The organism is Cupriavidus sp. JZ107, from assembly GCF_053903255.1.
In genome coordinates, this window is sequence record NZ_CP096481.1 from 3,347,955 (window position 1) to 3,365,128 (window position 17,174).

The window sequence follows — 17,174 nt, forward strand, 5'->3', positions numbered from 1 at the left end:
CAGGAGTGGATGATGAAAACTGCACGACAGGTCCTTGCGTCCAAGCCGACGCAAGCCATCTACAGCATCCAGCCGGGCGCGACGGTGTATGCCGCGCTCCAGTTGATGGCGGAAAAGAGCATCGGCGCGCTGCTGGTGATGGAGCACGGCAAGATCGTCGGCATCCTGAGCGAACGCGACTACGCACGCAAGGTCATCCTGATGCAGCGAACGTCCCGCGAAACCTTCGTGCGGGACATCATGACCACCGCGGTGGTCTATGTCCGGGCCGACCAGACCACCGACGAATGCATGGCGCTGATGACGCAACACCGCTTGCGCCACCTGCCGGTGATGGAAGGGGACGAGCTGATCGGCATGCTGTCGATCGGCGACCTGGTCAAGGACATCATCTCCGAACAACGCTTCATCATCGAGCAGCTGGAGCAGTACATCGCAGGCAGCCGCTGACGTACGGAGGGCAGCGCCCCCGGCGGCGGCATATTCGGTAAACGCATATAATTTTGCGTTTAGTGAATAACAGATGAAGCCGGTCCAGCAGGGCTGGCTTCGGCCGCCCACCCGGCCGCTCTCTCCGGCCGCCCGCGGCCGCTGCTCCGATGTCCCGCCCCGCCGTATCCGACCGCCCTACCCCCGCTTCCGCTACCGCCTCTTCTTCGATTGCCCCGTCGGACACCGCGCTCCCCGTGCCGGCGCAGCCCATAGCCGCCGCCGCGGAGCACCGCGCGATCATGCGCGTGATCGGCGGCATCGTGCTGTGCATTCTGCTTGCCGCGCTCGATCAGACCGTGGTGATACCGGCCGTACCGGCGATCGCGCAGGATCTGGACGGCTTCGGCCATCTGTCCTGGATCGTCACGGCCTATCTGATTACCTCGACCGTGACCACGCCGCTCTACGGCAAGCTGTCGGACTCGTTCGGCCGGCGGCGACTGCTGATGGTCGCGATCGCGCTGTTCGTGCTGGCCTCGCTGGCCTGCGCCATAGCGGGTTCGCTGCAGCAGCTGATCCTGTTTCGCGCGCTGCAAGGCATCGGCGGCGGTGGCCTGATGTCGCTGGCGCAGGCGGCCATCGCCGACGTGGTGTCACCGCGCCAGCGCGGCCGCTATCAAGGCTACCTGGCGGCGGTATGGGCGGTGGCGTCGGTGGCTGGACCGCTGGTCGGCGGCTGGGTGTCCGACCATCTGTCGTGGCGCTGGCTGTTCTGGATCAATCTTCCGCTTGGGCTGCTGGCGATGTGGTTGTGCCATCGCGGCCTGCGCGCCCTACCCGCTCCGGCCCGCAAGGCGCGCGTCGATTGGGGCGGTGCGCTGCTGCTGACCGTGGCGATCGTGTCCTTCCTGCTGGCGATGAGCTGGGGCGGCGAGCGATACGACTGGCTGTCCGCGCCGATGGCCGGACTGGCGGCGCTGACCGGCCTCAGCGTGCTGGCGCTGGTCTGGCAGGAACGGCGCGCCAGCGATCCGCTGCTGCCGCCGCGCCTGTTCGCCAACCGCAGTTATGTGCTGGGCGTCGGTGCCTCTGCACTGGCGGCTTCCGCGCTGTTCCTCTGCGTCTTCGCGCTGCCGCTGCATTTCCAGCTGGTGCGCGGCGCCGACGCGGCGATGTCCGGCATGCTGGTGGTGCCCTTCCTGCTGTCCACCGTCGCCGGCAACTTCGTGGTCGCGATATTGGCGCCCCGGCTCGGCCGGCTGCGCGGTCTGCTGACGATCGGCTTTGCCGCCGCGGCCCTCGGCCTGGCGGCGCTGTCGACCGCGACGCCGGCCACCTCGCTGTTGTTGCTGCTGGCCGCGATGATCGTGACTGGCGTGGGACTGGGCATTTGCATGGTCGGCACGTTGATGAACGTGCAGAACGCGCTCGAACGCCGCGACACCGGCGCCGGCACCGGCGCGCTGCTGGTGCTGCGCTCGCTGGGCAGCGCGCTCGGTGGCGCGATGGCCGGCACGCTGCTGACCCTGGCCTTCCGCGACGCGCTGCACGCGGCCGGGCACGACCGCGCGAGCGCGCCGCTGGACCTCGGTGCCCTGCGCCACGGCAGCGAAGCGTTCGCGCAACTGACGCCGCAGGTGCAGCACCTGCTGGCGGGCGGCGTCGAGGCCGGCTTCCACTGGATCTTCGCGGCCGGCGCCGCGGCCGCGCTGCTCGCGCTGGGCCTGGTCCGGCGTACCCCCGACGTCGAGCTGCGCGGCGCCGTCCCGGATCACGTCAAGCCGCTGGCGATGGAATAACGGGGCCGCGGGCGCCGGCGTAGACTACGGGTCACCGTTTGCAGGAGATCGACGCCATGACCCGCTTCCCCTCCCCTTCGAGCCAGCCGCCGCGGCGCCGCCGCGCCGCCCTGCCCTTGGCCGTCGCGCTGGCGCTGTGCGCGCCCGCCGTGCATGCCGCCGGTGAACAAGGCGCGAACCGCCCTGCCGGCGCGGCCGCGACAATCTCTCAGGCATCGTCCGCCGCGCGCCCCGCCGCCGCGAACTGTCCCGCCACGCTGAACTTCCGCTTCCCGCGGCTGCAGGACGAGGCCGAACAGAACCTTTGCCAGTACGCGGGCAAGGTCGTGCTGGTCGTCAATACCGCCAGCTATTGCGGCTTCACGCCGCAGTACGAGGGCCTGGAGGCGCTCTACGCCAAATACCGCGAGCGCGGCCTGGTGGTGCTGGGCTTCCCTTCGAACGACTTTTCGCAGGAACCGGGCTCGGAAAAGGAGATCGCCGACTTCTGCTTCAACACCTACGGCGTCAAGTTCCCGATGCTGGCCAAGACCCATGTGCGCGGCGACCAGGCCAATCCGATGTATGCGCGGCTGGCCAGGGAAAGCGGCACGGCGCCCAAATGGAACTTCCACAAGTACCTGATCGACCGCGACGGACGCGTCGTCGCCAGCTACCAGAGCTCGGTGAAGCCGTCGGACCGGCAACTGGTCTCGCGCATCGAGCAACTGCTGGCCGCACCGCCGCAGGCGAAACCGGCGGCGGCAAATTGATTCGGTAAATCACCGCATCACACCAACCAATCACACCAACAAGCAAGACGAGGAGAACGATGAAGCTGGTACGAATTGGCAGCGCCGGCGCCGAGCGGCCGGGACTGATCGATGCACAGGGCCGCGTGCGCGACTTGTCCGCCGTGATCGGCGATATCGACGCGCGCGCGCTGTCGCCGAGCGTCCTGGCCGAGCTGGCGGCGCTGGATCCCGCCACCCTGCCGCTCGCCGAATCCGAGCGTTTCGGCACGCCATGGACCGGAATCGGCAAGATCGTCGCCATCGGGTTGAACTACGCGGACCACGCGGCCGAGGCAAACATGCCGATCCCGTCGGAGCCGATCGTGTTCCTGAAAGCGACCAGCTCGCTGAACGGCCCGAACGATCCCGTGATGTTGCCGCGCGATTCGGTCAAGAGCGACTGGGAGGTCGAACTCGGCGTGGTGATCGGCACGCGCGCGCAGGACGTGTCGCCGGCCGCCGCGCTCGATCACGTGGCGGGCTACTGCGTGGTCAACGATGTCTCCGAGCGCGAATTCCAGATCGAGCGCGGCGGCACCTGGGACAAGGGCAAGGGTTGCGACACCTTTTGCCCGGTCGGTCCGTGGCTGGTCACGCGCGACGAGGTGCCCGATCCGCAGGCGTTGTCGCTATGGCTGGACGTCAATGGCGAACGGATGCAAAGCGGCACCACCGCGACGATGGTGTTCGACGTCGCGACGCTGGTCAGCTACGTCAGCCGCTTCATGACGCTGCATCCCGGCGATCTGATCTGCACGGGCACGCCGCCGGGCGTCGGCATGGGCTTGAAGCCGCCGCGCTTTTTGCGGGCCGGCGACACGATGCGGCTCGGCATCGAGGGACTGGGCGAGCAGATGCAGCAGGTGCTGCCCTACACGCGCTCGGCGTGATGGCTTCGTCCGCGTCGTAACACAATGAAACATGAGGGGGGCTCTGATCCCTTGAAGGCGATCGAGTTCCCCCGACCCTGCGCGCGTCAGGGTGGACCGTACCCCGTTAGCAACAGTTCTGAAAACAAATGCGTCGCAAAGGTCAAATCGCATAGGCACTCGTGATCCTAAGTGGAATACTGTCCTTCATGGACTAGCCAATACGAGTGCCTCATGTCTGAAGTTGATCCCCCCATTCTCGTGTCCCGCCTCGGAGCCGATCTCACTCCGGCCTATTGCGAGTTGTCCGATACCCTGGATAGCCGCCCCGAACTCGAGGCGATTCGCCGCACCATCCACCAATACCCCGAACTCGGATTCGAAGAGCACCGCACCGCCGAATTGGTGGCGCAGCGGCTCGAGCGTTGGGGCTATGCGGTGACGCGCGGGGTCGGCGGCACGGGCGTGGTCGGCACGCTGCGCAACGGCGACAGCGGGCGCAGCGTCGGCATCCGCGCCGACATGGACGCGCTGCCGATCCTGGAATCGACCGGCCTGCCGTACGCCAGCGTCCATTGCGGCAAGATGCACGCGTGCGGCCACGACGGCCATACCGCGATCCTGCTTGGCGCCGCGCGCCAGCTGGCGCGGACCCGCAACTTCGACGGCACCGTCAATCTGATCTTCCAGCCCGCCGAGGAAATCGGCGCCGGCGCCAGCGGCGCGCAGCGGATGCTCGCCGACGGGCTGTTCGAACGCTTTCCCTGCGATGCGATCTTCGGCCTGCACAACCATCCGGGCGTGCCGGTGGGCACCTTCATGTTCCGCGCCGGCCCGATGATGGCGGCCTGCGATACCGTAACGATTACGATTCGCGGCAAGGGCGGCCATGCCGCGCGGCCGCATCAGTCGATCGATCCGATCCTGGTCGCCGGCAGCCTGGTGATGGCGCTGCAGACCATCGTGTCGCGCAATGTGGATCCGAACGAGACCGCGGTGGTGACGATCGGCTCGCTGCATGCGGGCCATGCGCCCAACGTGATTCCGGAAAGCGCCAAGCTTGAACTGAGCGTCCGCTCGTTCAGTCCCGAGGTGCGTACCACGCTGGAAACGCGCATCCGCCAGCTGGTGAGCTCGCACGTCGAGGGCTATGGCGCCGCGGTCGACATCGACTACCGCCCCGGCTATCCGGTGGTGGTCAACAGCGAAGCGGAAACCGAATTCGCGCGCCAGGTCGCCGAGGAGCTGGTCGGCCCGGACAAGGTCGTGGGCCAGATCCCGCTGATCGCCGGCAGCGAGGACTTCGCCTATTTCCTGCAACAGCGTCCCGGTTGCTTCGTGCGCCTGGGCAACGGCGCGGGCCGTCCGCTGCTGCACAATCCCGCCTACGACTTCAACGACGACAACCTGACGGTGGGCGCGGCGTACTGGACCCGGCTGGTCGAGCGCTACCTCGCTGCCTGACCGGCGTCTGCCTGCGGACGCCGACGGCAAACCCGCTCAGCGAAAGAACGCGCTGGGCGGCACGCCGAACTGCCGCCGGAACATCGCCGCGAACGCGCTCGGGCTCTGGTAGCCCAGTTCGAGCGCGACCTCGACGACCTTGACGCCGGCCGCCAGCCGCTCCAGCGCGGCGAGCAGCCGCGCCTGCTGACGCCACTGTCCGAAGGTCATGCCGGTCTCGCGCGCAAAGCGCCGCTGCACGGTCCTGCCATCGATGCCCAATCGCCGCGCCCAGTCGGCCAGCGTCATCGGCGTATCGGGCATTTCCAGAATCGCGGCACAGATGCGCCGCAGCGCCGGGTCCGCGGGATGCGGAAGATGGAGCGGCAACGCCGGCAGCAGCACCACCTCGTCGAGCAGCAGCCGCATCACGCGGCCGTCGCGGGAATCGGCAACATAGGGCGGCACGATATCGATCGCCGCCAGGATCAATTCGCGCAGCAGCGGCGAGACCCCGAGCACGGTGCAACGCGTCGGCAAGCCGTCGGCCGCGTCCGGGCGAATATAGGCGGTCCGCATGCGCACGTGGCCGACCATGCGGATCCAGTGATCGGTGCCGCCGGGCACCCAGATCGCCCGCGTCGGCGGCACGATCCATTGGCCCTCGTCGGTGCCCACGACCATCACGCCGTGCACGGCATGCAGCAATTGCGCGTGCGGATGCCGGTGGCGCGTCGTCATGTGGCCGGGCTGATAGTCGGCGGCCATCGCGGCCACCGGCATCGGACCACGGTCGTACGCCATGTAGCGCGGGCGGGAGAGCAGGGCGCCGGGTGGGGAAGCAGCGTCGGCCATTGGGTCGATATCGCAAATGGGGCGAAGATGTGGCGTTTGGGGCGCGTTTCATGCGCCGGATAGGGCCATTATCTGTCCGTTTCGAGATGGTTGTAGTCTCAATCTCGCAGGACAGGCGCCAACACAAGGAATAGCATCACCGTGTTCGCGCGCGTGCGGCCATGCTGCCGTGTTGCTCCCGCGTCTTCCCGACTGCGCCCGAACGCTCCCAGAACAAGTCCAAACAGAGACCTTGCCATGGCTTCGCGAATCGATTCCCTGTCTGCCGAACTGGGCAATGTGCCCGATGCCGCCGTGACACCGGCCGGGCCTGCCGCACCGGCCGCGCACGGCGCCGCCGCCGCCGGCGAGCGTACCGGCTTCCGCGTGCTGTCCGCGATCAGCTTCGCCCACATGCTCAACGACATGATCCAGTCGTTGATCCTGGCGATCTACCCGATGCTCAAGGGCGGCTTCAATCTGAGCTTCGTGCAGATCGGGCTGCTGACGCTGACCTACCAGATCACCGCCTCGCTGCTGCAGCCGCTGGTCGGCCTGTACACCGACAAGCATCCGAAGCCGCATTCGCTGGCGGTCGGCATGGGTTTCACGCTGGCGGGACTGCTGCTGTTGTCGATCGCGCCCAGCTATGGCGTACTGCTGGTCGCCGCGGCGCTGGTCGGCACCGGCTCCTCGATCTTCCATCCGGAATCGTCGCGCGTGGCTCGGATGGCTTCGGGCGGGCGCCACGGGCTGGCGCAGTCGATCTTCCAGGTCGGCGGCAATGTGGGAAGCGCGGCGGGCCCGCTGCTGGCGGCCGTGGTGGTGCACACGCAGGGCAGCATCGCCTGGCTGTCGCTGGCGGCCCTGCTGGCGATCGCGGTGCTGTGGCGCGTCGGCGGCTGGTATGGCCAGCGGCTGGCCGAGCATGCCCGCGCGGCGCGCAAGGCGATGGCAAGCGCGCCGCGCCTGCCGGCCCGTACCGTGGCGCGCGCCATGGCGGTGCTGATGGTGCTGCTGTTCTCGAAGTACTTCTATATGGCGTCGCTGGGCACCTATTACACGTTCTATTTGATGGAGCGCTTTGGCGTGCCGCAGCGCTCGGCCCAGCTGTATCTGTTCGCCTTCCTGTTCGCGGTGGCGGTCGGCACCATCCTCGGCGGCCCGATCGGCGACCGCATCGGCCGCAAGCGGGTGATCTGGTTCTCGATCCTCGGCGTTGCCCCGTTCACGCTGATGCTGCCCCATGCCGACCTGTTCTGGACCGCCGCGCTGTCGCTGGTGATCGGCTTCATCCTGGCCTCGGCGTTCTCCGCGATCCTGGTGTTCGCGCAGGAACTGATTCCGGGCAAGGTCGGCATGGTGTCGGGCCTGTTCTTCGGCCTGGCCTTCGGCATGGGTGGCATCGGTGCCGCGGTGCTCGGCGGCATCGCCGACGCGCACGGCATCGAGACGGTCTACCGCTGGTGCGCCTACTTGCCGCTGCTCGGCGTGCTGGCCGTGTTCCTGCCGGAAACCCGCACGCGCGCCTCGTAGTCCGGATCCAGGCGCGAGAGCAGGGCGGTCGCGGCGGCCGGCGCGCGTTCCTTGTCGCCGTTGATGAAGAACACGAAGACGTCCCGGCGGCCCGCCGGGACGTCGTTGTTTTCGACGCGCGGAAGAGCTTCCGGCGCCTCGCCCCGCGCCCACGCCCGCGCATGCTCGGCCCACGCGTCGAGCGCCTTTGGCGCGTAGCCATACTTCAGCTTGGCGTTGCTGCGCATCAGCCGTGCGTAGACGAAATCTCCGGTCACATCGGCGAACGAGGGGAATTTCTCGGCGTCGGTGAACACCGTCGCCGCCTTGTATTGGCGAGCCAACGCCAGGAATTCCGCGCAGGCAAAGCTGGCGTGGCGTACTTCCAGTACATGGCGCAGCCGGATGCCATCGACTTCCCGTGGCAGCAGCGCAAGAAACGCCTCGAAGTCCTCGGGCTCGAACGCCTTGCTTGGCGCGAACTGCCAGACGATCGGCCCGAGCTTGGCACCCAGTTCGGTAATGCCGCTGTCGAGAAAGCGCTCGACCGACTCCCCGCCTTCGGCCAGTACCCGGCGGTTGGTCGCAAAACGCGACGCCTTGACCGAGAAAACGAAATCGTCGGGCGTCTGCTCCTTCCACTTGATGAACGACGCGCGTTTCTGCGTGCCGTGGTAGGTGCTGTTGATCTCGATCGCCGTCAGCCGGCTGCTGGCGAACTCGAGCTCGCGCGCCTGCGTCAGTTTCTCCGGATAGAACGTGCCGCGCCAGGGGGCATAGGTCCAGCCGCCAATGCCGACGCGGATCACACCGGCCTGAGTCGATGCATTCGCTGCCATGACGATCCTCCTTCGATTTAGCGATTGACTTGCGATGGCGTGATCGCGGGGTACTTGGCGGCATTGAGCGCGATCTTGTCGCGCACCGCGGCGTCGAGATCGACTTCCAGCACACAGGCCAGCTCGACCAGTCGGCCAGCTCCTGCCGCACATGCTCGCGCTCGTCCGTCGCCATCACGGTGAGAGACTGCTGCTCCGTCTTCCACTGAAAGATTTCCACCAGCTCGGCCACCTCGACGCTGAGCGCCATCGACAGGTTCTTCGGCGAGTGGTACCGCGCCCAGTCGCGGGCGCGAATGAAGTCGTTCAGCACCTGTTGCAAACGCTCGGTTTCAACCAGCTTCATCTGCACGTCCTTGCCTGTGGTCGGTTGTTCGGTGGGCTACTTTACCGTGCCTGGCGCCGGCCCGGTTCGCCGCGCCGCCGGCTCGTCCGTCGGCCCCGCCGGCTCGTTGGCGAGCACCTCGGCCGCCCAATGCGCAAACGCTTCGCCGCGCGTCGAGCCCAGCCGTACGCCAACCAGCAGCACCGCGTCGAGCGCGTAGCAGGTCGGGCCCGGTACGACGCCATCGTCGCGCTGGGCCTCCTTGCGGATCGACGCCGAACCGAGCCTGCGGCCGCAGAAGGCCGCCTTCAGCTGCCTGGCGACATCCTGCTCGGAGGTCCGGTACAGCCTCGCGATATTGTCCAGCGTCATCCACAGCTTGCCGTCGAGCACGCGGCAGGTGATGCGCGTCAGCGAGTCATCGGTCTGGTAATAGCGCCGGTCGGCGCTGTCGGCATTGGCATTCTCTGTCAGGGTCGACATCCCATGGTCTCCAGCGTTGAAGAACGAGGTGAAGACGCAAGGTATCGCTTTCCGCAGCCGCGCATGTACAGCCGGCGCCGATCGGGCGACGCTTTTTAGTGAATTTGGCGCGAAAACTAATGCTAATGCCGGCAACGGCGGAAACGCGCAAGCAAACCGGAGTCGCAACGGCGCGGGAGCGAACGAGCGAGGGGAGGGCGCGGGAGGAGAAAAGCGGGGGAAGGAAAAAAAGCCAACTACCAAAGGAAGGATGACGTGCGACCCAACGAGGAGCTGGGGTTGGTAGCTGGCTCCCGCAAATCGCTGACGGGCGAACCGACAAACGCGATCGTAGGTGGGTCGGTTGGCCGGTTCTTTTGAAAAACTTGGAACGCTGTAACGGCTGGCAAGCCACGGAGGTCAAATCCAAACCTTCATCGACGTATCGGCGCCGAGGCGGCTGGTACACCGATTGCAAAACCAGCCTACGGTCGCGAAGCGTCTTCGTAAGGCTCCAGGCCCGCGTACCGTGGACAAGTCGACCGCAGGCCGTCTATGTGCTCGTTCAGATTTGGTGGGATGCGCTGCCACATCGGGTCAAGGATGAAGTCGATTCCCTCACGCCGGGCCTGCTTTGCCGCCGGTACGAAGTCAGCGTCGCCCGCTATCAGCACGATCTGGTCAACCTGCTTTTTGAACGCCAGCGAGGACACATCGACGCCGATTCGCATGTCGACACCTTTTTGCCGGATATCGACCATCACGTCGTCCGGCGTCAGCTCCGGCATCTGAATCCTTCCGGCTAACAGCTCGGCCACCTTGGAAGCCTTGATGGTCCACTGGCTGTAGCTGGAAAGATGCCCGAGCCGGAGTGCGACCTTGCGCATGCCCCGTAGATGCTCGTGTAGCTGAAGCCGGAAAGCCGCCTCTGCCGATTTGGCGAAGTCGACAATTCTCTTGTTGATCGGATTGTGCATCTTCTTGGTCAACGGAGGGCAGTCGTAAAAGAAGATCCGATACAACTCGCGACGATCCTGTGGCCGTCGCTGGCGCTCCGGAGATGCATCGCTCCCAGTGCCGTTTCGACGTGGCGAAAGATGGGCGCATGCCCACCTATGAGCGCACTCCGCCGCCCGGCGTGCGTCATGGGCATTCTGCGGCTCGATTGCCCGAAAGCGCTTGATGAAGAAGGCCCCGTCGATGAGGATCGCTGTCGGCATGCTGACTCCTGTGGCCCCCATTTCTACGTCAAAACGCAAAAAGCCCAGGGGGTCGGCGCGCTGCTGGATGATTGCAACGGCTTACTGCCAAGGGCTGGATGCAGCGCAATCTAGCATCGGTCCGGGTCCGGGGCAACAGCAAACCGGATACCTGCAGTCAAAGAAAGAAAGCGCCCGAAGGCGCTTTCCTTGTGGTGCCGGACCGCTGCGATCAGCGGGCCGTGCCGTTCTGCGGCGTCGGTGCGGATGCCACCGGGCCGGTTTCCGACAGCCCGCCGCCCAGCGCCCGATACAGGTCGATCGCATTGTTCAGCCGCAGCTGCCGTGCCTGGATCAGCGCCTGCTCGGCGGTGAACAATTGCCGCTGCGCGTCCAGTGTTTCGAGCTGCCCCGTGATGCCGCTGCGGAAGCGCAGGTTGGCCAGTTCGAAGCGCGCCGCCTCGGCGTTGCGCACCTGTTCCTGGCTGGTGACCTGCTCTTCCAGCGTGCCGCGTGCGACCAGCGCGTCGGCGACCTCGCGGAAGGCCACCTGGATGGTCTTCTCGTAGTTCGCCACCTGGATGTTCTTGCGCACGTTGGCCAGGTCCAGGTTGGACATGTTGCGGCCGAAGTCGAAGATCGGCAGCACCAGCTGCGGCGCGAACGACCACGCCTTGGTGCCAGCCTCGAACAGCCCGGAGAAGTCGCGGCTCATGCTGCCCAGCTGGGTGGTCAGCGAGATGCGCGGGAAGAACGCGGCGCGGGCGGCACCGATATTCGCGTTGGCCGACAGCAGTTGCTGTTCCGCCTGGCGGATATCGGGACGCTGCTCGAGCAGGTCCGACGGCAGCCCCGGCGGGATGTCGGTGACGAAGCGTTCGTCCGACAGCGTGCGCGGCGGCGGCAGGTTCGGAATCGCGCCGAGCGGGGTGCCGACCAGCACCTCGAGCGCGTTGCGCGCCTGCGCGCGCTGGCGCGCCAGCTCGGCGGCCGACACGCGGGCCTGGGCCACCAGCGACTCGTTGTCGCGCAGGTCCAGCGCCGAGGTGGCGCCCGCCTCGAAACGCTGTTGCGCCAGGCGGAAGGTTTCCTCGCGGGTCTTCAGCGTGTTCTGCGCGATCTGGTACTGCTCGTCGTAGGCGCGCTCGGCCAGATAGGCCTTGGCGACTTCCGACACCAGCGAGATCTGCGCGGCGCGGCGCGCTTCCTCGGTGGCGAAGTACTGCGCCAGCGCGGCGTTGGACAGGCTGCGCACGCGGCCGAAGAAATCGAGCTCGTACGAGGTGATCGCGCCGCCGGCCTGCCAGTACCCGGCGGTATAGCCCTGGCCCGAGGGTGAGGCCGCGCCCGAGACCTGCTGGCGCGTATAGCCGCCTGTCGCGTTGACGGTCGGCAGCAGGTCGGCCCGCTGCACCTGGTACAGCGCGCGCGCTTCCTCGATGCGCAGCGCGGCGGTGCGCAGATCGCGGTTGTTGTCCAGCGCGGTCTCGATCATCGCCTGCAGGCGCGCATCGCGGAAGAACTCGCGCCAGCCGATGTCGGCGGCGCGGCGGCTTTCGCCGGTCTTCACCTCGGACTGGCCGTAGCCTTCGGTAGCGGTCGGGAATTCGGCCGCCACCGGCGCGGCCGGCCGCTCATAGCGCGGCGCCAGCGTGCAGCCGGACAGCACGCCGGCCACCAGCAGCAGCGCGGTCAGTGTCTTGGTCATGTCAGATTTCCTCCTTCGGGTCCAGCCACTTCTGGTCCAGCATGCGCTGACGCTCGCTGCCCTTGAAGCGTTTGCGGATCACCACGAAGAACACGGGCACCAGGAAGATCGCCAGCACGGTGGCGGTGATCATGCCCCCCATCACGCCGGTACCGATCGCGCGCTGGCTGCCCGAGCCGGCGCCGGTCGAGATCGCCAGCGGCAGCACGCCGAGGATGAACGCGAACGACGTCATCAGGATCGGCCGGAAGCGCAAGTGCACCGCCTCCAGCGTCGCGTCGATCAGGCTGCGTCCCTGCGCCTGCAGGTCCTTGGCGAATTCCACGATCAGGATCGCGTTCTTCGCCGACAGGCCGATGGTGGCGATCAGGCCCACCTTGAAGTAGACGTCGTTGGGCATGCCGCGCAGTGTCACGCCGAGCAGCGCGCCGAGCACGCCCAGCGGCACCACCAGCAGCACCGCGGCCGGAATCGACCAGCTTTCGTACAGCGCGGCCAGGCACAGGAACACGATGATCAGCGACAGCGTGTACAGCATCGGTTCCTGCGCGCCGGCCAGCCGCTCTTCGAACGACTGACCCGACCACTCGAAGCCGAAGCCCGGCGGCAGCTTGGCGAACATCTCTTCCATCGCGGCCATCGCCTCGCCGGTACTGCGGCCCGGCGCGGCCTGGCCGGCCAGCTTGACCGCCGGCAGGCCGTTGTAGCGTTCCAGGCGCGGCGAGCCCATGATCCACTTCGACGTCGCGAACGCCGCGAAGGCCACCATGTCGCCGTTGCTGTTGCGCACGCGCAGCTTGGTCAGGTCGTCCGGCAGGCGGCGGTCCGCGCCTTCGGCCTGGGCGATCACGCGGCGCACGCGGCCCTCGTAGATGAAGTCATTGACGTACGAGGAGCCGAACGCGATCGACAGCGTCGAGTTGATGTCGGCGATCGACACGCCCAGCGCGCGCGCCTTCTCGCGGTCGATGTCGATCTGCAGCTGCGGCGCGTCTTCCTGGCCTTCCGGACGCACGCCGGCGAGCACCGGATTCTGCGCGGCCATGCCGAGCATCATGTTGCGCGCTTCCATCAGCTTGGCGTGACCCTGGCCCGAGCGGTCCTGCAGGCGGAAGTCGAAGCCCGACGAGTTGCCCAGTTCCGGAATCGCCGGCGGGTTCAGCGGGAAGATGATCGCGTCCTTGATGAACGACAGCGCGCCGAAGGCCCGGCCCACCAGGGCCTGCGCGGTCTCGTCCGAGCCGGTGCGCTCCTTCCAGTCCTTCAGGCGCACGAACGCGATACCGCCGTTCTGGCCGCGACCGAAGAACGAGAAGCCCGCCACCGTGATCATCTGGTCGACGATCTTGCTTTCCTTCTGCAGGTAGTAGTCCTCGATCTGCTTGAGCACGCCGAGGGTACGCTCCTGCGTCGCGCCGTTGGGCAGCTGCACCACGGTGATGGTGTAGCCCTGGTCCTCGTCGGGCAGGAACGAAGACGGCAGGCGCTGGAACAGCAGCACGACCGCGGCGACGATCAGCCCGTACAGGATCAGGTAGCGGCCGGTGCGGCCCAGGATCTTCGCCACCATGCTCTGGTAGCCGGTGGCCGCCCGCGCGAACGTGCGGTTGAACCAGCCGAAGAAGCCCTTCTTCTCGTGGTGATGGCCCGCCTCGACCGGCTTGAGCAGCGTGGCGCACAGTGCCGGGGTCAGCGTCAGCGCCATCAGCGCCGAGAATGCCATCGAGGCGATCAGCGACAGCGAGAACTGGCGATAGATGTTGCCGACCGAACCGGCGAAGAACGCCATCGGGATGAACACCGCGGTCAGCACCAGCGTGATGCCGACGATCGCGCCGGTGATCTGGCCCATCGCCTTGCGGGTCGCCTCGCGGGGGGACAGCCCTTCCTCGCTCATGATCCGCTCGACGTTCTCGACCACCACGATCGCGTCGTCCACCAGGATACCGATGGCCAGCACCATGCCGAACATCGTCAGCACGTTGATCGAGAAGCCGAACGCCAGCAGCATGCCGAACGTACCGAGCAGCGCGACCGGCACCACCAGCGTCGGGATGATCGTGGCGCGGAAGTTCTGCAGGAACAGGTACATCACCAGGAACACCAGCACGATCGCTTCGAGCAGGGTCTTGACCACTTCCTCGATCGAGATCTTGACGAAGGCCGAGGTGTCGTACGGCACGGTGTACTCGTAGTCCGCCGGGAAGAACTTCGACAACTCCTCCATCTTCGCGCGCACCGCGGTGGCCGTGGCCAGCGCGTTGGCGGTCGGCGCCAGCTTGATGGCGATCGCGGCCGACTGCTTGCCGTTGGTACGGGCGACGGTCGAATAGTCGGCGCCGCCGAGCTCCACGCGGCCGACGTCGCGGATGCGCACCTGCGAGCCGTCCGGATTCACGCGCAACAGGATGTTGGCGAATTCCTCGGGCGTCGACAGCCGGCTCTGCGTGGTCACCGTGGCGTTCAGCTCGGTACCGCGCGGCGAGGGCGTACCGCCCAGTTCACCGACGGCGACCTGGATGTTCTGCTCGGAGATCGCCGCGGTGACGTCCAGCGGGGTCAGGTTGTAGCCGGTCAGCTTGGCCGGATCGAGCCACACGCGCATCGCGTACTCGGTGCCGAACAGGTCGGCCTGGCCGACGCCGGGCACACGGCGGATCGAGTCCAGCACGCTGGCCGACACGTAGTTGCCCAGCTCGATCGCGCTGGCGCTACCGGACTTGGACGTCACGGTCAGGAACATCATGTAGTTGTTCCCGGCCTTCTCGACGCGCACGCCCTGCTGGCGCACTTCCGCCGGCAGGCGCGCCTCGACGCGCTTCAGGCGGTTCTGCACCTCGACCGAGTTCAGGTCGACGTTGGTACCCGGCTGGAAGGCGATGGTGATCGTCGCCAGACCGGTCGACTCGCTGGTCGACTGGTAGTACATCAGCCCGGGCGCGCCATTGAGCTCCTGCTCGATCACCGAAGTGACCGAGTCTTCGAGCGTCTTGGCGGAGGCGCCGGGGTAAGTCGCCGTGACGGAAATGGTCGGCGGCGCGATATTGGGATATTGAGCGATCGGCAGCTGCGTGATCGACAATATCCCGCCCAGCACGATGATCAGCGCGATCACCCACGCGAACACCGGCCGGTCGATGAAAAACTTGGCCATGAGGCTGGCTCCCTGTGTATTCCGCTATCTGCTTGCGCTTACCGCTAGGCGCGGTGCTCAGCCCTGCTTGGCCGCAGCCGCCGAAGCGGCCGCCGGTGCCGAGGCACCGCCCTGGCCACCCGCCGCGGCCGCGCCGCTCGCGCCACCGGCCGGGGCCTGCGCCTGGAACGGCACTGCCTTGGCCGGCGCACCCGGCTTGACCTTCTGCAGGCCCTCGACGATCACCTTCTCGCCGCCCTTCAGGCCTTCGGTGACCACCCAGCGATCGCCGATCGCCGGTCCCACCTTGACCGGCACCGCGGCGACGTTGCCGTCCGCGCCGACCACCAGCACCGAGGCGCCCTGGCCGCTGCGGATCAGGCCGCGTTGCGGCACGGTCAGCGCGTTCTCGTCGACACCCTGCTCGACCCGCACGCGCACATAGGTGCCCGACAGCAGATCACGGCGCGGATTCGGGAACTGCGCGCGCAGCGTGATCGCGCCGGTGCTCGGATCGACCGTCATGTCCGAGAACAGCAGCTTGCCGGTCTCGCTGTACTCGGTGCCGTCCTCGAGGAACAGGCGCACCTTGGCACCGCCGTCGACGCCCTTGATGGCGCCCGACTCGATGGCACGGCGCAGCCGCATCACCTCGGTGGCGGGCTGGGTGAAGGTCACCCAGATCGGATCGACCTGCTCGACCAGCGCCAGCTGGGTCGCCTGGCCGTTGCCGACCAGCGCGCCCTCGGTCACCAGCGCACGGCCGGCACGGCCCGAAATCGGCGCCGTGACCGTGGTATAGCCCAGGTTGATCTGGGCCGTGGTGACGGCGGCCTTGGCCGAAGCGATCTCGGCGGCGGCCTGGCCGGCAGCCGCGACAGCCTCGTCATATTCCTGCTTGCTGACCGCGTTGACGGCCACGAGCGGCTTGTAGCGCTCGGCCTTCTGCCGCGCGGCGACCGCATTGGCCTCGGCCCGGGCCAGACTGGCCTTGGCCGACGCCAATTGGGCCTGGTACGGCGCCGGGTCGATCTTGAACATCACCTGGCCGGCCTTGACCTCGCCGCCCTCACGGTAGTTGCGCGACAGCACGATACCTTCGACGCGCGCCCGCACTTCGGCGGTGCGCACGCCCTCGAGACGGCCCGGCAGCTCGTTGACGACCGGCACCGCCGTCGGCGTCACCGTCACCACGCCCACCTCGGGCGGCGGCATCGCGCCGCCCTGCGGGGCGTCGTTGCCGCAGGCGGACAGCGTGAGTACCGTCAGCGCAGCGGTAACGGCAAGCAAACTCGAACGTTGGGACTTCCTCATCGATAACCCCGTGATGGCAATTTGAGATCGGCCGGATACGCCAAACGCCGGCCCAGAGCTAAGGGGCCGGCGTGGACGTCCTGTGCGGCAGAACCCCACGACGGACCGTCGTGGAGAAAAAGAACAATACTAGCCACAAACCGCAATGGTGCCGTATGGATTGCGACAGATGGTCGCGTATGCGTCACTAACTGCAGCCCGCAGGACCCGAATGGTCAGGATCTCTTGGTAGAAAGATGCGCAGGGCTGGTCCAAATTGTGGCTAGCGCGTAGTATATATACATTCAAGCATGTATGTAAGAGAAATATTGCACCGCAAGGATGCCCAGTCTCTTTGCCCCACCGGGCTGCGGCCGCATATGCGGGGGCAACCGGGATCGGTTAGCATGCCGCCCGTCGCACCGCAGCAAAACAGAGCAGGGAGTCCAGTGGTACCGCAATTTCGTGACGAATTCGTTTCTTTCGTGGCTGGCCGGCGACCGGGGGCGGTCGCCACGATCCTCGGCGAAGCCGTCCCATTCGTCCCCAC

At 66.9% G+C, this 17,174-nt stretch carries 13 protein-coding genes and 2 pseudogenes; 6 read left to right on the forward strand and 9 right to left on the reverse strand.

Features of this window, described 5'->3' with window-relative positions:
* The first annotated feature begins 12 nt into the window (after positions 1 to 12).
* The 4 genes from M1D55_RS24710 to M1D55_RS24725 all read left to right on the forward strand — a co-directional run bounded on the left by M1D55_RS24710 (position 13) and on the right by M1D55_RS24725 (position 3,894).
* Positions 13 to 450, forward strand: coding sequence for a CBS domain-containing protein (locus M1D55_RS24710; protein WP_006576941.1), 438 nt, complete (start codon positions 13 to 15; stop codon positions 448 to 450).
* A 281-nt stretch (positions 451 to 731) separates the two neighbouring features.
* On the forward strand, positions 732 to 2,231 hold the full coding sequence (locus tag M1D55_RS24715) for an MDR family MFS transporter (protein ID WP_456282062.1): 1,500 nt from the start codon (positions 732 to 734) through the stop codon (positions 2,229 to 2,231).
* 56 nt (positions 2,232 to 2,287) lie between these two features.
* Complete coding sequence (locus tag M1D55_RS24720; RefSeq protein ID WP_456282063.1) at positions 2,288 to 2,983, forward strand: glutathione peroxidase; 696 nt, start codon at positions 2,288 to 2,290, stop codon at positions 2,981 to 2,983.
* A gap of 59 nt (positions 2,984 to 3,042) precedes the next feature.
* Positions 3,043 to 3,894: a fumarylacetoacetate hydrolase family protein gene (locus tag M1D55_RS24725; protein WP_064574806.1), complete on the forward strand. Its 852-nt coding sequence runs from the start codon at positions 3,043 to 3,045 to the stop codon at positions 3,892 to 3,894.
* Here the strand turns inward: M1D55_RS24725 and M1D55_RS24730 are convergent.
* A pseudogene (locus M1D55_RS24730) lies at positions 3,781 to 4,047 on the reverse strand (hypothetical protein); the annotation flags it as partial. The gene M1D55_RS24725 and the pseudogene M1D55_RS24730 sit on opposite strands and share 114 nt — an antisense overlap.
* A gap of 60 nt (positions 4,048 to 4,107) precedes the next feature.
* On the opposite strand from M1D55_RS24730, the gene M1D55_RS24735 reads away from it, so the two are divergent.
* On the forward strand, positions 4,108 to 5,337 hold the full coding sequence (locus tag M1D55_RS24735; protein WP_456282064.1) for a M20 aminoacylase family protein: 1,230 nt from the start codon (positions 4,108 to 4,110) through the stop codon (positions 5,335 to 5,337).
* Positions 5,338 to 5,373: 36 nt separating this feature from the next.
* On the opposite strand, the gene M1D55_RS24740 is transcribed toward M1D55_RS24735, so the two are convergent.
* Positions 5,374 to 6,171 (reverse strand): AraC family transcriptional regulator, encoded by a 798-nt coding sequence (locus M1D55_RS24740; RefSeq protein WP_064574803.1) that lies wholly within the window; start codon positions 6,169 to 6,171, stop codon positions 5,374 to 5,376.
* 237 nt (positions 6,172 to 6,408) lie between these two features.
* On the opposite strand from M1D55_RS24740, the gene M1D55_RS24745 reads away from it, so the two are divergent.
* Positions 6,409 to 7,686, forward strand: coding sequence for an MFS transporter (locus M1D55_RS24745; protein ID WP_232206871.1), 1,278 nt, complete (start codon positions 6,409 to 6,411; stop codon positions 7,684 to 7,686).
* On the opposite strand, the gene M1D55_RS24750 is transcribed toward M1D55_RS24745, so the two are convergent.
* The 7 genes and pseudogenes from M1D55_RS24750 to M1D55_RS24780 all read right to left on the reverse strand — a co-directional run bounded on the left by M1D55_RS24750 (position 7,623) and on the right by M1D55_RS24780 (position 16,645).
* Positions 7,623 to 8,504 carry a DUF72 domain-containing protein gene (locus tag M1D55_RS24750; RefSeq protein WP_232206872.1) on the reverse strand — a complete coding sequence of 294 codons (882 nt, stop codon included), beginning with the start codon at positions 8,502 to 8,504 and terminating at the stop codon, positions 7,623 to 7,625. The genes M1D55_RS24745 and M1D55_RS24750 overlap by 64 nt on opposite strands.
* A 17-nt stretch (positions 8,505 to 8,521) precedes the next feature.
* A pseudogene (locus tag M1D55_RS24755) lies at positions 8,522 to 8,850 on the reverse strand (nucleotide pyrophosphohydrolase).
* A gap of 36 nt (positions 8,851 to 8,886) precedes the next feature.
* Positions 8,887 to 9,312, reverse strand: a complete 426-nt coding sequence (locus M1D55_RS24760; protein ID WP_006579575.1) for a hypothetical protein — start codon at positions 9,310 to 9,312, stop codon at positions 8,887 to 8,889.
* A gap of 464 nt (positions 9,313 to 9,776) precedes the next feature.
* The gene (locus M1D55_RS24765; RefSeq protein ID WP_023263836.1) at positions 9,777 to 10,511 is read right to left on the reverse strand and encodes an NYN domain-containing protein; all 735 of its coding nucleotides are present in this window, start codon (positions 10,509 to 10,511) and stop codon (positions 9,777 to 9,779) included.
* Between the two features lie 211 nt (positions 10,512 to 10,722).
* On the reverse strand, positions 10,723 to 12,198 hold the full coding sequence (locus tag M1D55_RS24770; RefSeq protein ID WP_456282065.1) for an efflux transporter outer membrane subunit: 1,476 nt from the start codon (positions 12,196 to 12,198) through the stop codon (positions 10,723 to 10,725).
* A 1-nt stretch (position 12,199) separates the two neighbouring features.
* Complete coding sequence (locus tag M1D55_RS24775) at positions 12,200 to 15,352, reverse strand: efflux RND transporter permease subunit (protein WP_023263838.1); 3,153 nt, start codon at positions 15,350 to 15,352, stop codon at positions 12,200 to 12,202.
* A gap of 57 nt (positions 15,353 to 15,409) precedes the next feature.
* On the reverse strand, positions 15,410 to 16,645 hold the full coding sequence (locus M1D55_RS24780) for an efflux RND transporter periplasmic adaptor subunit (protein ID WP_053822893.1): 1,236 nt from the start codon (positions 16,643 to 16,645) through the stop codon (positions 15,410 to 15,412).
* Positions 16,646 to 17,174 lie beyond the last annotated feature (529 nt).

Coding starts and splice junctions, on each gene's coding strand:
- M1D55_RS24710 (WP_006576941.1), top strand. CDS start 13: ATGAAAACTGCACGACAGGTCCTTGCGTCCAAGCCGACGCAAGCCATC.
- M1D55_RS24715 (WP_456282062.1), top strand. CDS start 732: ATGCGCGTGATCGGCGGCATCGTGCTGTGCATTCTGCTTGCCGCGCTC.
- M1D55_RS24720 (WP_456282063.1), top strand. CDS start 2,288: ATGACCCGCTTCCCCTCCCCTTCGAGCCAGCCGCCGCGGCGCCGCCGC.
- M1D55_RS24725 (WP_064574806.1), top strand. CDS start 3,043: ATGAAGCTGGTACGAATTGGCAGCGCCGGCGCCGAGCGGCCGGGACTG.
- M1D55_RS24735 (WP_456282064.1), top strand. CDS start 4,108: ATGTCTGAAGTTGATCCCCCCATTCTCGTGTCCCGCCTCGGAGCCGAT.
- M1D55_RS24740 (WP_064574803.1), bottom strand. CDS start 6,171: ATGGCCGACGCTGCTTCCCCACCCGGCGCCCTGCTCTCCCGCCCGCGC.
- M1D55_RS24745 (WP_232206871.1), top strand. CDS start 6,409: ATGGCTTCGCGAATCGATTCCCTGTCTGCCGAACTGGGCAATGTGCCC.
- M1D55_RS24750 (WP_232206872.1), bottom strand. CDS start 8,504: ATGGCAGCGAATGCATCGACTCAGGCCGGTGTGATCCGCGTCGGCATT.
- M1D55_RS24760 (WP_006579575.1), bottom strand. CDS start 9,312: ATGTCGACCCTGACAGAGAATGCCAATGCCGACAGCGCCGACCGGCGC.
- M1D55_RS24765 (WP_023263836.1), bottom strand. CDS start 10,511: ATGCCGACAGCGATCCTCATCGACGGGGCCTTCTTCATCAAGCGCTTT.
- M1D55_RS24770 (WP_456282065.1), bottom strand. CDS start 12,198: ATGACCAAGACACTGACCGCGCTGCTGCTGGTGGCCGGCGTGCTGTCC.
- M1D55_RS24775 (WP_023263838.1), bottom strand. CDS start 15,352: ATGGCCAAGTTTTTCATCGACCGGCCGGTGTTCGCGTGGGTGATCGCG.
- M1D55_RS24780 (WP_053822893.1), bottom strand. CDS start 16,645: ATGAGGAAGTCCCAACGTTCGAGTTTGCTTGCCGTTACCGCTGCGCTG.